The 13740-nt window shown below is 34.6% G+C and carries 19 protein-coding genes; 14 read left to right on the top strand and 5 right to left on the bottom strand.

The features are described from left to right. Positions 1-173: 173 nt before the first annotated feature. The gene (locus tag H5J24_RS08415) at positions 174-512 is read right to left on the bottom strand and encodes a winged helix-turn-helix transcriptional regulator (RefSeq protein ID WP_068943567.1); all 339 of its coding nucleotides are present in this window, start codon (positions 510-512) and stop codon (positions 174-176) included. A gap of 112 nt (positions 513-624) precedes the next feature. Between H5J24_RS08415 and H5J24_RS08410 the strand changes: the two genes are divergently transcribed. Beyond that, complete coding sequence (locus tag H5J24_RS08410; RefSeq protein WP_068943568.1) at positions 625-1353, top strand: SDR family NAD(P)-dependent oxidoreductase; 729 nt, start codon at positions 625-627, stop codon at positions 1351-1353. 107 nt (positions 1354-1460) lie between these two features. On the opposite strand, the gene H5J24_RS08405 is transcribed toward H5J24_RS08410, so the two are convergent. Together H5J24_RS08405 and H5J24_RS08400 are read right to left on the bottom strand one after the other, a co-directional pair. Then, complete coding sequence (locus tag H5J24_RS08405; RefSeq protein WP_232816212.1) at positions 1461-1916, bottom strand: HRDC domain-containing protein; 456 nt, start codon at positions 1914-1916, stop codon at positions 1461-1463. A 14-nt stretch (positions 1917-1930) separates the two neighbouring features. Beyond that, on the bottom strand, positions 1931-2263 hold the full coding sequence (locus H5J24_RS08400) for a single-stranded DNA-binding protein (protein WP_068943569.1): 333 nt from the start codon (positions 2261-2263) through the stop codon (positions 1931-1933). A 358-nt stretch (positions 2264-2621) separates the two neighbouring features. Between H5J24_RS08400 and H5J24_RS08395 the strand changes: the two genes are divergently transcribed. The 3 genes from H5J24_RS08395 to H5J24_RS25530 all read left to right on the top strand — a co-directional run bounded on the left by H5J24_RS08395 (position 2622) and on the right by H5J24_RS25530 (position 4731). Then, on the top strand, positions 2622-3497 hold the full coding sequence (locus H5J24_RS08395; protein ID WP_068943571.1) for an AraC family transcriptional regulator: 876 nt from the start codon (positions 2622-2624) through the stop codon (positions 3495-3497). Positions 3498-3563: 66 nt separating this feature from the next. Beyond that, entirely contained in the window at positions 3564-4139 is a 576-nt protein-coding gene (locus tag H5J24_RS25535) for an iron-containing alcohol dehydrogenase (protein WP_283250770.1), read from the top strand. Positions 4140-4155: 16 nt separating this feature from the next. After that, a complete protein-coding gene (locus tag H5J24_RS25530) occupies positions 4156-4731 on the top strand; it encodes a dehydroquinate synthase/iron-containing alcohol dehydrogenase family protein (protein ID WP_283250769.1) in 576 nt (191 codons plus the stop codon). An 82-nt stretch (positions 4732-4813) separates the two neighbouring features. Here the strand turns inward: H5J24_RS25530 and H5J24_RS08385 are convergent, their stop codons facing one another. Next, positions 4814-5839, bottom strand: coding sequence for a methyltransferase (locus H5J24_RS08385; RefSeq protein WP_082811223.1), 1026 nt, complete (start codon positions 5837-5839; stop codon positions 4814-4816). A 233-nt stretch (positions 5840-6072) separates the two neighbouring features. Here H5J24_RS08385 and H5J24_RS08380 point away from each other — a divergent pair, with 233 nt between their 5' ends. From H5J24_RS08380 to H5J24_RS08335, 10 genes are all read left to right on the top strand, one after another. Further along, entirely contained in the window at positions 6073-6675 is a 603-nt protein-coding gene (locus H5J24_RS08380) for an HPP family protein (protein ID WP_068943572.1), read from the top strand. Between the two features lie 5 nt (positions 6676-6680). Beyond that, on the top strand, positions 6681-7025 hold the full coding sequence (locus tag H5J24_RS08375) for a hypothetical protein (RefSeq protein WP_068943573.1): 345 nt from the start codon (positions 6681-6683) through the stop codon (positions 7023-7025). A gap of 25 nt (positions 7026-7050) precedes the next feature. Next, the gene (locus H5J24_RS08370; RefSeq protein ID WP_232816211.1) at positions 7051-7359 is read left to right on the top strand and encodes an NAD-dependent epimerase/dehydratase family protein; all 309 of its coding nucleotides are present in this window, start codon (positions 7051-7053) and stop codon (positions 7357-7359) included. After that, on the top strand, positions 7325-7969 hold the full coding sequence (locus tag H5J24_RS08365; protein ID WP_232816210.1) for a TIGR01777 family oxidoreductase: 645 nt from the start codon (positions 7325-7327) through the stop codon (positions 7967-7969). The genes H5J24_RS08370 and H5J24_RS08365 overlap by 35 nt, the downstream gene beginning before the upstream one ends. Before the next feature lie 4 nt (positions 7970-7973). Beyond that, positions 7974-8555, top strand: a complete 582-nt coding sequence (gene nudK, locus H5J24_RS08360) for a GDP-mannose pyrophosphatase NudK (RefSeq protein ID WP_068943574.1) — start codon at positions 7974-7976, stop codon at positions 8553-8555. A gap of 58 nt (positions 8556-8613) precedes the next feature. Continuing rightward, on the top strand, positions 8614-9003 hold the full coding sequence (locus H5J24_RS08355) for a hypothetical protein (protein ID WP_068943575.1): 390 nt from the start codon (positions 8614-8616) through the stop codon (positions 9001-9003). 52 nt (positions 9004-9055) lie between these two features. Beyond that, positions 9056-9358 carry a DUF2750 domain-containing protein gene (locus H5J24_RS08350; RefSeq protein WP_096788305.1) on the top strand — a complete coding sequence of 101 codons (303 nt, stop codon included), beginning with the start codon at positions 9056-9058 and terminating at the stop codon, positions 9356-9358. A 16-nt stretch (positions 9359-9374) separates the two neighbouring features. After that, complete coding sequence (locus H5J24_RS08345; protein ID WP_167387006.1) at positions 9375-9515, top strand: hypothetical protein; 141 nt, start codon at positions 9375-9377, stop codon at positions 9513-9515. A 4-nt stretch (positions 9516-9519) separates the two neighbouring features. After that, the gene (locus H5J24_RS08340; RefSeq protein WP_082811224.1) at positions 9520-10164 is read left to right on the top strand and encodes a DUF2306 domain-containing protein; all 645 of its coding nucleotides are present in this window, start codon (positions 9520-9522) and stop codon (positions 10162-10164) included. A 600-nt stretch (positions 10165-10764) separates the two neighbouring features. Then, a complete protein-coding gene (locus H5J24_RS08335; protein ID WP_068943577.1) occupies positions 10765-11145 on the top strand; it encodes a VOC family protein in 381 nt (126 codons plus the stop codon). Positions 11146-11265: 120 nt separating this feature from the next. Here the strand turns inward: H5J24_RS08335 and H5J24_RS08330 are convergent, their stop codons facing one another. Next, a complete protein-coding gene (locus H5J24_RS08330) occupies positions 11266-13725 on the bottom strand; it encodes an SEL1-like repeat protein (protein WP_232816209.1) in 2460 nt (819 codons plus the stop codon). Positions 13726-13740 lie beyond the last annotated feature (15 nt).

Below are 13740 nucleotides of genomic sequence, written 5' to 3'. Positions count from 1 at the left end.
TACGGAATTGCAAGGACTTTTACACAGTATTAAGAGCTGAAGAAATCATCTTTATCCTTTTCGTAGTGATAACATGGGTTTATTTTGAAAAATTACAGGTAATTTATGCAGAGTTGATACATTTCAGAAATAGAAGCTTATCACCCATCAAATTAATGGGATCAGACTCTACATCAATCCTTGATTTCTTCTCTATGCTGATAGCCCCAACTGATCATTATATTAATCAAATCTCTCAAACTTTCGGCATAAGGAGTAACAGAATATTCAGTCATTATAGGTTTTGTATGAATAACCTCCCGGGTAATAAGTTTATTAAGTTCTAGTTCTCGTAACTCTTTTGATAAAATTCTAGGGCTAATATTAATCATTTTGGTTAATTCTCCAAATCTTTTACTACCGGTTGTCACTAAAGCTCCCAGAATGACAAGCTTCCATTTTCCTCCAATAACATAAAGTGTATCCTGGATAGCTAAATAAGCATTATCACAAGGTTTTTTCTCAATATTCATATGTACACTTACATTTTTGTAACCACTATCATAGAGGTAACTTATAACAAAAATACAAATTTAGCCTCATAATTTTGTTCCTGTATTAAATAACAATATTATGAGTTTAACAATGAACAAGACAATAGTGATTATAGGAGCTGGGCCAGGGGTTGGACTAGAAACAGCCAGATATTTTGGTCATCATGGATATACAGTAGGCTTGATGAGTAGAAATCAGGAAAAACTGGAGTACCTAAAAACAGAACTTGAGATTGAGGGAATATCAGTCTTCCACCAAACAATTGATGCTAATACTCCTGAAACTATATCCAGCTCTATAAAAAAGTTAACAGAAAAATTAGGAAATCGTCTAGATGTTGTTTTGTATAATGTTCCTGGGCCTCTGGGAGTAGAGTCTTATGTTCCCATCACGGATTTATCTCTTGATTTATTAAAAACTTATTTGAATACAAGGGTTTTAAGTGCATTGGAAACTGCTAAAGCAACCACTCCTTATCTTTTACAAACCAGCGGAGCTTTATTATTTACAAGTGGACAATCAGATAGAATGGCCTATCCTTTTACCTCTGCTATGGGAGTTTCTCAGGCAGCTTTAAGAATGCTTACCACCCATCTGCATAATGAACTTGCTGAAAGAAATATTTTTGTGGGCTATATTCCAATTGACAACCCTCCTTTATATTCTGATTCTGAAAAAGAAAGCAGCAGAACAGATCTTCCATTAGGCTTTGAATTGGAAAACCGCACCGAAGCAACACATATAGCCAGAGAACTATTTAATCTATCTACGAAAAGAGATAATTTAGAATTAAGAATTGAACCAACTTCTTTTGGTTAAGAAAATTCTTTGACAAAAATTAAAAAAACTGGGGAATTTCAATAACAAAAGCTGGGGAAGGTTACTTCTACAGCTTTTGTTATTATGTTATCAATTATTCCGAAAAATCAGACACTTTCAAGGATTTCCAGTATTTCTTCACCATAATTTTCAATCTTATGCTTTCCGAATCCTTTGATCTCCAAGAGTTCTTCTTTTTTAGCAGGTTTATACTTGGCTACAGACATCAGCTCTTTGTTGCTTGCAATGAAGTAAGTAGGTAGATTTTGTTCTCTCGCTTTCTCCGATCTCCAAAGTTTCAGGGCATTGAGAATTTGTTCTTCATCGGAATTCAGAAAGTCATTATCCACAGTGTATTTAGCAACCTTTGGTTCTTTCACTGTATTTTTGACCAATTTTGGCTCATCAAAATACAAGATCACAGACCAATAGCATTCATCATTTACAAAAGCGGTTTCCACTTTTATAATCTCGTTTCTTTCCAGAAAATCATCAAGCATTTTCTGATCTTTGTAGAGCAGTTCCTCGGGAAGCCTGATCTTAAAAACTTTTACTTTCATCATTTGAGTTTTTAGGGTTATTTACCTCCCAACAATAGGATTTCATCTACACGAATTTCCGTAACGTAACGCTTTACCCCATCCTTATCGTCATAAGATCTGTACGTAAGCTTACCTTCAATAGCAATCTCTTTTCCTTTGGGAACATACTTTTCCATAATTTCTGCTACTTTCCCGAAAGCAATCAGATTGTGCCATTGCGTCTCTTCTACCTTTTCACCTTTAGCGTTGGTGTAATGATCGCTCGTAGCTAAAGATACACTTGCTTTTACATTTCCGTTTTCGAAGTTTACCATTTCAACTTCTTTACCTGTGTAACCAATTAATGTTACTTTGTTTCTTAGTGACATAACTTTTAGATTTTAATGATTAATATTTCAGATAAGAGACGTTCACTGTTTTCTCAAATCTCTGTTGCAAAGTTTGCGATATCCCCAGAAGTCAGTCGGTTATAAACTATTTAAATTCGTTTGTAATCGTTTGTGGTCGGATAAATAAAATAAAAAAATCCTGATAAAAATTGTTTTTTAAAGTAAAAAATGATGATCTTATTAAAAAAACAAAACTTATAAAGGAATTAGCCACTAATTCACGAATCTTTTTTATTACTGTATTAGTGGCGATTTTATTTAGATTTAAATTATTTTTGTATTCTTTTCCATACAAAATAGATACAACGGGAGTTTTTTGAAGACAAATAATGAATAAATGAAGAAGCTGGAGATTAAAAAGAATATTCAAAAGGAAGAGGATAAAAATCTTTCTTTTCGGGTTTTTGATTTAACAAATGACTATTTGAAAGACTATGCTAAGCCGCATAAAAACGATCATTTTTTCATTATCGTTATTGAAGACGGAACTTTGCTCCTGCATATTGAGGATAAGATTCATTTTTTGAAACCTGGGAAAATCTCTGTAGTATTTCCGGAGCAGGTACATTTCATTTCTGATATAAGCAATAACCTGAAAGGGAAAATTATTTTATTTGAAGAGATATTATTCTGTTCAGACATTTTGAAAAATGAACTGAGTACTTATAATGTAAATCTTTCCACACAGCTTCATTGTACCGTTTTGTCTTCAGAAGACTTTCAGCAAAGTTTACATACAATCTCTGTCATCAAAGGAATTTATCAGCATCCAAGCCTTATCAAAAAGGAGCAGGCGAGGTTTCTTATCAAAATTTTCCTGTTAGGCTTAATTGAATCTGTTCATGGGCTTCATCCTATTTTACATAAAGAAACACCTGATAAACCCATTTATGTCCGTTTTAAAAAATTGTTGAATGAACAGTACAAACAATACAGAACGGTTCAATACTATGCGGATGAGCTGGCTATAACTGCCAAAAAATTAAATTCAATTACTAAAAAGCATTGTGGAGAAACAGCCATTCAAGCCATCCATAACCGAATTTTAATAGAGATTAAAAGACAATTGATGTTTTCAGACCTTTCCCATAAGGAAATCGCCTTTGATCTCGGTTTTAACTCTCCTTCTGCTCTCAACAAATTTGTAAAAGCAAAACTGAAGGAAACTCCTACTGCTCTTCAACAGGAATTGGCGCAAATGTATAACACATAATCTTGTTTGTATAACATGGTCCGTTTGGGCTTCTCTAATTTTGTCTCATTAAAATCAAACAAAAAAATGAGCAGATTATTCATTGCAGGAGAGGTTTTCCATGGTGCCGGAAGTCTTTCAGAATTAGCAAATATTAAAGGTAAAAAGGCGGTAATCGTAACAGGAGGAAGCTCTATGAGAAAAAGCGGAACTCTTGATAAAGCTATTACTTATCTTACAGAAGCTGGAATAGAAACACAAATTTTCGAAGGTGTAGAAGAAGATCCGTCATCAGCCACTTGTATGAAAGGAGCTGAAATCATGAAAACATTTGAGCCTGATTGGGTGATTGGTTTAGGAGGTTGTTCTGCCATTGACGCTGCCAAAATCATGTGGGTATTCTATGAATATCCTGATGCTGATTTTGATGCGATGATAAAACCTTTCATGGTTCCGGTTTTAAGAAATAAAGCTAAATTTATTGCTATTCCATCTACAAGCGGTACAGGAACTGAAACAACGGGTCTTGCTGTGATTACAGACCGAGAAAAAGGTGTAAAATATCCGATCGTTTCTTATGAATTAACACCGGATATTGCTATTGTGGATGGAGAAATTTGTGCTTCAATGCCTGCCCATGTGACTTCCCAATACAGGTCTTGATGCATTGACTCACTGTGTGGAAGCTTTTGTTTCCAATATTGACAATAATATTGCCGATGCACTTTCAAAGGGTGGTCTTGAAATTGTTTTTAACAATTTAAAAGAAGCCGTAGAAAATCCAAACAATATTTCAGCCCGTCAGAATATGCATGACGCTTCATTTATGGCAGGTTTAGCATTCAACAACGCTTGGTTGGGAATTGTTCACTCTTTATCTCACCAGGTTGGAGCATTGTACGGAATTCCTCATGGTGCTTCTAATGCCATTTTCCTTCCGAACGTTATTCGTTATAATGCTCAGGCTACCAAGCGTTATCCTGATTTAGCCAGAGTAATTGGTAAAGAAACAGCTGAAGATCTTGCTCAGGCTATTGAGACATTACGTACAGAAGTTAATAATCAATCGGCAATTAAAGAATTCGGGATTTCAAGAGAAGACTGGGATAAAAACATTGATTATATCACTGCTAATGCTCTTGCAGACCCATGTACAGGATTCAATCCAAGAATTCCTTCTTTAGATGAATTAAAAGCTATCTATAATGCTTGTTATGAAGGCCTTGTATATACTGAGGAATTGGTATTAGGATAATATTAAATTTTAGCATAAAAAACAGGAACCTAATTTGGGTTCCTGCTTTTTTATTCGTTGGGGTTCTTTATCTAAGTCGTTTTTAAATTTTCTCACATTCAATGATGCTTTTCGCTTCTGTACCAATCTGAATAAGCCTGTTGAATTGTAACCCTGATTTTTCCAAAAGAACTTTAAATTCACTTAAAGTCCTTTCTCTTCCGGTAAGACAGGCTAACATGACAATATCCAAAAGTTTGGCAATATGAGGTCGATTCAAGGAGTGATCAGGAATAACTGCGTCTATAATTAGTAATTTTGCTCCTTTCGGCATTGCATCATAGCAAACTTTTAAAATCTGAACACATTCATCATCGCTCCAATCATGGATAATCCATTTCATTGTATATAAATCTGCCCCTTCCGGAACTTTTTCAAAAAAGCTACCAATGGCAACAGAACACCTTTCTTTTAAATCTAGGGGGATAAGTTCTTTGGTTTTTTCAATCACATTCTCTTCATCAAAGATAATTCCCAAACTACCGGGTGACTCATTGAGAATTGTATACATCATTACTCCATTTCCCCCACCTATATCGACTATTTTTTTATAAGGATTGAAATCATAGTTTTCCATAATTCCTTTTAATTCTATTCCTGACATTCCTGTCATCCCTTTTCCGAAATTCTCTCCTATTTCCGGATATTGTTTATAGTAATCCCAAAGAGGCATTCCGTGGATGTAATCAAAAGGAATCTTACCTGTCTGAACACCGTAAGTAAGTTCTCCATAAGTAGGAAAATGTTCGTTCATAATAGTAAGTACAAAATTCTTGGCTGTTCCGGGAACATCAGTCTGCAAAGCTGCCCCAAAATCATTTAAGGCAAATATTTGACCTTCCAATTCTTCAAAAATACCAACGCTACTTAATGCTCTCATAACTCGATACAATGCTTTTTCATTGGATTGAGTTTCTCTTGCTAATGAAGGGATTGTTTTGGGCCCCTCTGCAAGATAATCTGCAATGTTTAATTCTGCAGCGGTCTTTACACAGCCAGCAAGCCACACACCTCCTAATACTTCAAACATTTTTAAAGTAAATTCCGGTTTTACAGGTTGTTTTTTCATAGTAATAGTTTTTGAATTAATATTGATTATGTTTATAAAATTCAATAAATTACATGAAAATAACACTTTAATAAATAATATACTCAATAATCAATGAATTATTTAACTCAATGGCATTTATTTACTAGTATTATTCATTTCAACTTAAAAAGGCATGAGAACCTCAACACTATCCATTTACAAACGGATAATTCTGTATCTTTGTTCTAACATTAAAAAGAAGACCCAACTCAATGAAGAAGACAATAAAAAGAACGTTCAGAGTCTCAAAATATGTAATCTATAAAGAAACCTTGGTTGATTACAAGGAGCATTTCTGGTCATTCTTGGGTGCTTTTTTTGGAATTGGCCTGATTGCATTTATCCAATCCCATTCCCTAGCTGAAACGGAAAATATATTCCTAATCGGTTCTTTCGGGGCATCCAGTGTTTTGATTTATGGAGCTATCCAAAGTCCACTGGCTCAACCTAGAAATTTAGTAGGCGGACATGTTCTTTCTGCATTAGTTGGTGTTACAGTTTATCAGTTTGTTCCTGATATTATCTGGCTTTCGGCTCCATTGGCTGTGGCTTTTTCAATTGTACTGATGCAGTACACAAAAACCCTGCATCCGCCAGGTGGAGCAACGGCTCTTATTGCGGTAAGTTCTACCGGAAAAATTCCGGAATTAGGATATTGGTATGTTATCTCCCCGGTTCTTTCGGGGTGTATTATCCTGTTGCTTGTGGCTTTATTTTTCAATAATATAACGCCCAATAGAAGTTATCCTTCACACAGCAGGTTAATGAGATTGCTAAGGAAGAAACACGCTCATGGACACAAAGTGAAAAAATAAATAATATGAATTGCCTGGAATGCGGCGAAAAAATCATCGGGAGGTCTGATAAAAAGTTCTGCAATGATGCCTGCCGAAATGCCTACAATAATAAGCAGAACAAAGATTCTACAAATCTGATGCGGAATGTCAATAATAAACTCCGCAAAAACTATAGGATTCTTGTAGAAACAAATATAGACGGGAAAACAAAAATTGCTAAATCCAAATTGGAAAGTCTGGGTTTTGATTTTGACTATTTCACCAACCTGAAGGTCTATAAAAACGGTTCTGAGTACAAGTTTATTTACGATTATGGCTATAAACTTTTAGAAGAAGATTTTGTTTTGATTGTTAAAAATCAGGCATAACCACACCCTCACAAAATATATCAGTATGAAAGAAATTGTTTTGATTACCGGAGCAAATGGTTTGATTGCAAAAGAGCTGGCAAAAAAAATCGGGAATGAATATGAAGTAAGATTCCTTACCCGAAAAAAAAGACAAGCCAATGAATATGAATGGGATCTCAAAAAGAAAACCATTGATGAGACAGCTTTCAATAATGTATCTCACATCATTCATCTTGCCGGTGCCAATATTTCAGAAAATCGCTGGACAGCAGAAAGAAAAAAAAGAACTTATTGCCAGCAGAGTAGATTCTGCAGCATTGCTGCGAAATACTTTAAGAAAAAAAGAAATTAAACTCAAGTCTTTTATTTCAGCTTCAGGAATCAACTTTTACGGAACAAAGACTACAGAAAAAATATTTTCAGAAAATGATCCGCCTGGACATGATTTCCTCAGTGAGGTGGTTGTTTTATGGGAAAGAGCTGCTGACCATTTTAAAGAACAAAATCTAGCTGATAGAATTGTTAAAATCCGAACAGCTGTTGTTCTTTCTGAAAAGGAAGGCGCTTTAAAGAAGATGCTTCCGCCTATAGAATATGGAATTGGATCTGCTTTGGGAAGCGGTAAACAGTATATGCCCTGGATTCATATTGAAGATATTTGCTCTATATATGAGTTCGCTCTGAAACACCCCAATCTCCACGGTGCTTACAATGCTGTTTCCCCTCAGCATGCTACCAATGCTGGTCTGACAAAAAAGATCGCTGAGGTTCTTCATAAGCCATTGTTTATGCCCAACGTTCCCACTTTTGTTTTAAAAATGTTATTTGGTGAACTGGCCAATGCAATTTTGGAAGGTTCCAGAGCTTCGTCACAAAAAATTCAAGATGCAGGTTTTCAATTCAAATTCCCGGATCTTAAAGATGCTTTAAGAGATTTATTAAATTCCAATACCCCTCAATAATACTATGCAAAATCCTAATATTACTATTTTAAAAACAGATATTTTATCTGACAACTGGTACACTTTAAATAAAGTTACTTTTAACGTTCGCAAAAAAGACGGAACTACAGAAACCCAAAGCAGAGAAGCTTACGATCGTGGAAATGGAGCCGTTATTTTACTTTATAACAAAGTATCCAACACTGTTATTCTGACAAGACAGTTCAGATTACCTACTTACATTAACGGAAATGCTACCGGAATGCTTATTGAAGCTTGTGCTGGTCTTTTAGATGATGATAATCCTGAAGATTGTATCAAAAGAGAAACCGAAGAGGAAACAGGATATAAAATTTCTAAAGTTGAAAAGGTATTTGAAGCCTATATGTCCCCTGGTTCCGTAACCGAAATCCTTCACTTTTTCATTGCTGAATATTCTAATGAAATGAAGGTTACCGATGGCGGCGGCCTTGAAGAAGAAGGAGAAAACATTGAAGTACTGGAAATGTCTTTTGAGAAAGCTCTTACTATGATTGATACTGGAGAAATTAAAGATGCAAAGACCATTATGCTGTTGCAGCATTTGAGAATGAAGGGATTTTTATAACGCTTTTTGCAGATAGATTTCAACATATATGTAATTTCTTAATAACTATATTTAAACCATGAATAACTTATCAACTCTTGAACACGTAAAGCTTGCTATCAATCCTAGATTTCAGGATTGGGTATTGTTTAAAAATGATACCTATATTATTTTTGATGATATTACTATTGTAAAAAATGTACGGGAGGAAGCGATCAAACTCATGAACGAATTCGGCCCTGTATTTGCAGGAGGTCCTGCCGGAGATTTCGATGTTATTCATTTGAATTCTACTGAGGGCTGGCTTGTTTCCGGACATGGATATGGTATGTATACCTATGTACATCCATCAGAACTGGATAATGAAACCCCAAATGATTTGGAAATAGGGCTATTGGGGAGATCAAAAAGAAATTCCGATGGTGAAAATCCTGAGATTGTACATATTAATAGAAGGAATAAGGCATAGTCAGGATTGTCAAGATCAAGAATCTAACAACTTTAATTCATAATTTCTAATCATGCTTCAAGATCATATTGCCCTAAAGAACCGATATAAAGATTTTATCCAAAAAGTAAGTGAAACAGAAACCGTGTATGGTTTAAAAGACGATAAAGGATATGCTACCTCCTATTCCAATGATCAGGAATATGAAGATGGTGAACCGGTTCAACTCATTTGCTTCTGGTCAGATGCTGCAAGAGCTAAATCATGTGTAGATAAAGAATGGAATCATTATGAAGCCTCTCCTATTTCACTTCATGAATTTCTGGAAAACTGGTGTCTGGGAATGAACAGTGACGGTTTACTTGTAGGGGGTTAACTTTGACAGCAACCTTTTGGGCTACGAAGCTGAGCCTTTAGAACTTGTTCTCGACATCATTGAGGAGCTTAAAAATAACAAAAAATCGTTGATCCTAAGGAAATTTGACCATCTTGAAGATATGGAAAATCAGATCAGAGAGGTATTAAAAGACTAAATTCATGGTAAAATCATTGGGAATAAAGGCTGCTAAAATTATAGCAGTACTCTCGGTATTTATTTTCAGTATCCTGATGCTGAAAACAATTTCCCAATATACGACACTTGATAAAACAGTTGGATTTCTTGCCTTTAAACAGCAAGTAGTCAATAATCCTTATTGGATGGGCTTTTTTTACATCCATATTTTTTCAATAACTCTGTGTCTTTTGGCTGGATTAACTCAATTTTCAACTCAATTCCTGAGAGAAAACAGAAGTTTGCATAAAATCATTGGAAAGATGTATGTCTACAACATCCTTATTATCAATGTTCCAGCTTGTTTTGTATTGGGATTATTTTCGAATGGCGGATTGATAGGAATTACAGGATTTCTGATCCAGGATATGCTTTGGGCCTATTTTACGGTAGTTGCTGTAGCTTCTATTAGAAAAGGGAATATCATCAGGCATAAAAACTATATGATCTTAAGCTATGCTGTTACTACCACTGCCATCACCTTCAGAATTATTAAGAATCTATTTTATAATGAGGAACGGCATGATTATGAGCTGTTCTACGGTGTTAATGTATGGCTTGCTCTTATGATCAATCTGCTTATTGCTTATTACTTTGTTAGAGGAAATTTCCGCTATCGCCCCAAATAGACATTCGTAAAGAAAATGTAAAGGCTGATACATGATATAAGAACAAATGACCCAATAAAGATTAAAGTATTAAAAAGAACTTCATATTTGTACTTTCGGGTCCATCGATTACAAAAACGTACGATCACCTTAGAAATTGCTGCAAAAATAACAATGACAAAGATTAAAAACAGAATAACAATCAGGTAAATCCAATCAAAATACATAGAGCAATATTTATATAAAAATGGTTATTTAAAGTTCAATTATTATCTGGATAAATCAAGATTTGCAATGAAAACATAAAGGCTAAGAAATGATATCAGAAGAAATGATCCTATAAAAATCAAAGTATTAAAAACAACTTCATATTGATTTTTTCTGGTCCATTGATTACAGAAACGCATGATCAGATAAGAAATTCCACCAAATAGGGCAATAAGAAAAATAAGAAAAAGGTAGATCATAGGTGTACTATTAATTCTTGTAAATCTATTATTTTAAAATTAAAAAAAGGATAGGAAACCCAAATATCCCCAATTTCAGCTATAAAATAGCATACATTAACAGCCTGAAAATTCTGATATTTGTATCACTACTAATGTTCAAAAGCAAAAAATCATGAGAATTAACCATATAGACCACATTGTATTAACTGTAGCAGATATCAATAAAACGATACAATTTTATACTCAGATCATGGGTTTTGAAGTAATAACATTTGGTGATAACCGGAAAGCACTTGCTTTTGGAAATCAAAAGATCAATCTCCATCAAAAGGGCCATGAGTTTGAGCCTAAAGCCGAAAAACCTACCCCGGGTTCTGCAGATCTTTGTTTCATTGCCCAAACAGATATTCATGATATACTGGAAGAACTGAAACAAAAAAATATTGAGATTATTGAGGGAATTGTAGATAGAACGGGTGCTGTAGGAAAAATAAAATCTGTTTATTTTCGTGATCCGGACCAAAATCTCATTGAAGTAAGCAACTACTCTTAGGTTAATAACCGCGAATACTACAATAAAATGATTCTACGTTAGACTATATGCCTATGTTTCTATGCGGTTCACTCTTTTTTACCCCATAGAAACATAGGTAATGATTGTTAAAACTTAAGATCATATTTCCATTTCGTTGTCCTCTCCAAACTTTTTCCAATACTGGTACTTTTCTGAGTCTGCAAAGTCAGGATCTTCTTTATAAAAGTATAAGAGTCTTATCAAAGCTGTAGTGTAATATCCGTATTCCAAAGACTTCTCATAGTATTTAATTGCTTTTTTTACACTTGCTTTTACGCCTAAGCCTTCATCATACATTATTCCGTAGTAAATATTGGAATAAGTACCCTCTGTATCTTTTTTTAAGTAACGCTGAAGATTGGCAAAATCACTTTTCTGATAATAGATTTCGGACAATTTCTCATCATTATAATAGAATTTCTTTTCAGCCTGCTTATAGTAGTCTAATGCAAGATCATAATCCTGTACTACATATTCACCATAAAAATACAGCAAACCAAGGTTCTGCATTGCCAGACCGTCTCCTAATTCGGCAGACTTTTTAAAACATTGTAAAGCTTTTTTAATATCCTGAGGATAACCTACTCCACTCTGATAATGATATCCCAGATTATTCCAGGCAATAGCATGATCCTTTGAAGCGGCTTTTTCATAGAGAGCAAGTCCTTTGTCCAAATCATAATATTCAGGATACTCGTCATGAACATAAATATACCCGAGTTCCACCATCATATCTGTATTTCCACGTCGTATTCCTATTTCATATAGTCTTACAGCATTTTCAATTTTCCCTTCTTCAATGTATTTTTCAGCCATCGACATCAGGGTTGCATTATCAAAATGTTCCTCGTAGCCTGAACCCTTTCTTTCAGTCCATGCTTTATAAAAATCAAGGAAATACTTTTGATCTTTTCCGCGGAGATTGTATCTTTTTTCGTACAAAGCTCCTAATTGATGATCGGAGACCAGATGAAGTTTTCTTTCGGTATTAAGGATAAACATATCATTTCCTTTATAAAGGCAAAGCATCTGTTCATTATAATCTATACCCTCACCAATATAGTCGTAAATGCCGCTTTGGGTACCTGTTTTCTCATCAAAATAAAACATACCGTCTAAAGTTGTCACTCGGAAAATCTCCTCTCTACACGATTCTATTTTTTTATATTCTTTAGCGGAAGGCAATAACCAATGATCTTCAGCAGCGTTATACAAGCCCCAGCCCTTTTCATTTGAAAGTAAGAATATATTTTTCATAAACTGGGTATACCAATCTCTGTGAATATTTTCAATGATATGTTCTTTTAACCTGTATTCACCGGATTTCATATCATAAATATACCATTGCTTAGCTTTTTTGTAGGCAAAAGAAGTATAATAATCAAGAATCATCATGGTGTCTACTTCAGTATCCAGAAGCGTTCCATCAGCTTTTATAATGCTTATTTTTTTCTGAAATTTATTAGGTTTAGCCCAATAATATCCTTCTCCAATTTCATTCAATACCTCTTCAGGATGTTCGCCTAGAAAAACGCCATCAAATGTATAAAAAGCTTTTTTGGATGTCCCTTTCAGTGAACGATAAATCAATTCGGAATAATTAAACTCAAAAGGTTCATCAAAACTTTCTTCAATGATGGATGTATTGGATGCGTCAATGAGACGATACTTCCCTTCTTTTTTAGCATTAAAAAGACAGGCATGTCTTAACATTTCAAGCTCTTCATATTCACAAGGGATCACAATTTCATCGGTAATAATATTGATGAGTCCGCATAGATGATCAATTTCTATAATCCCATAATGATTATTGTCAATAAAAAACGAATCAAAAGCATCATCATAAATGCTTTCCACAAGTACTTTACCATCGTTTCTAAGATATCCGCACTTTCCATTTTTCTGTGCTACTGCAATCCCCTCTTCACTAAAGGCAAATATTTCTTCGTAAACAGGCAGCGCTATAATATTTCCCTTTTTGTCTTTCAATCCCCAAAGACCATTCTCTTCAAACGTTTCTGAAATATCTTTATACAAATCTTCATTCCAATAGCCAAGACCATAATCAATCCAATCGGTTTCCAGCATTTCTAAAAAGGACCCATATCCACTTCTGGCTACAATTTCTTTTTCCAGCCATCCCAGATTTTGTTTAGCCATTGCTTTATCATACAGTCTGCTCCTTTCCTTGATTTCATGTACCCAATTTTTGGCCTGATCAGAATGTTTTTCTTCACTCATATTGAAAACATCCCATCCATTGATCATAAAGGAATCATAAGGAAGGTCATTTAACATCTCAACCATTTTGTTGACAGGTTCATAATAAGCCTTTTTGTAAAGCAACTGGTAGTGTTCTCCCAACAACTGATAAAATGACTTCAGTCTTTCTACTCCATTGATTTTATCAAAATACAGAAGTTTTCCTTTTGCCTTTGGATCACAGGAGAATAGAGGAAAAAGCAATTCCGGAATTTCGTAATTCCACTCCCCCAGATAGTACGGGTATTGCTCTCCTGTTTTTGAATCTACATTATATACGTAAAGCCGGTGTGCCATTTTTTTCTTTAATAT

The sequence above is a fragment of the Chryseobacterium capnotolerans genome (assembly GCF_021278965.1).
GTDB classification, from domain to species: Bacteria; Bacteroidota; Bacteroidia; order Flavobacteriales; family Weeksellaceae; genus Chryseobacterium; species Chryseobacterium capnotolerans.
Note: the sequence above shows the minus strand (reverse complement) of the source record. Positions and strands in the feature narration are given on the sequence as shown.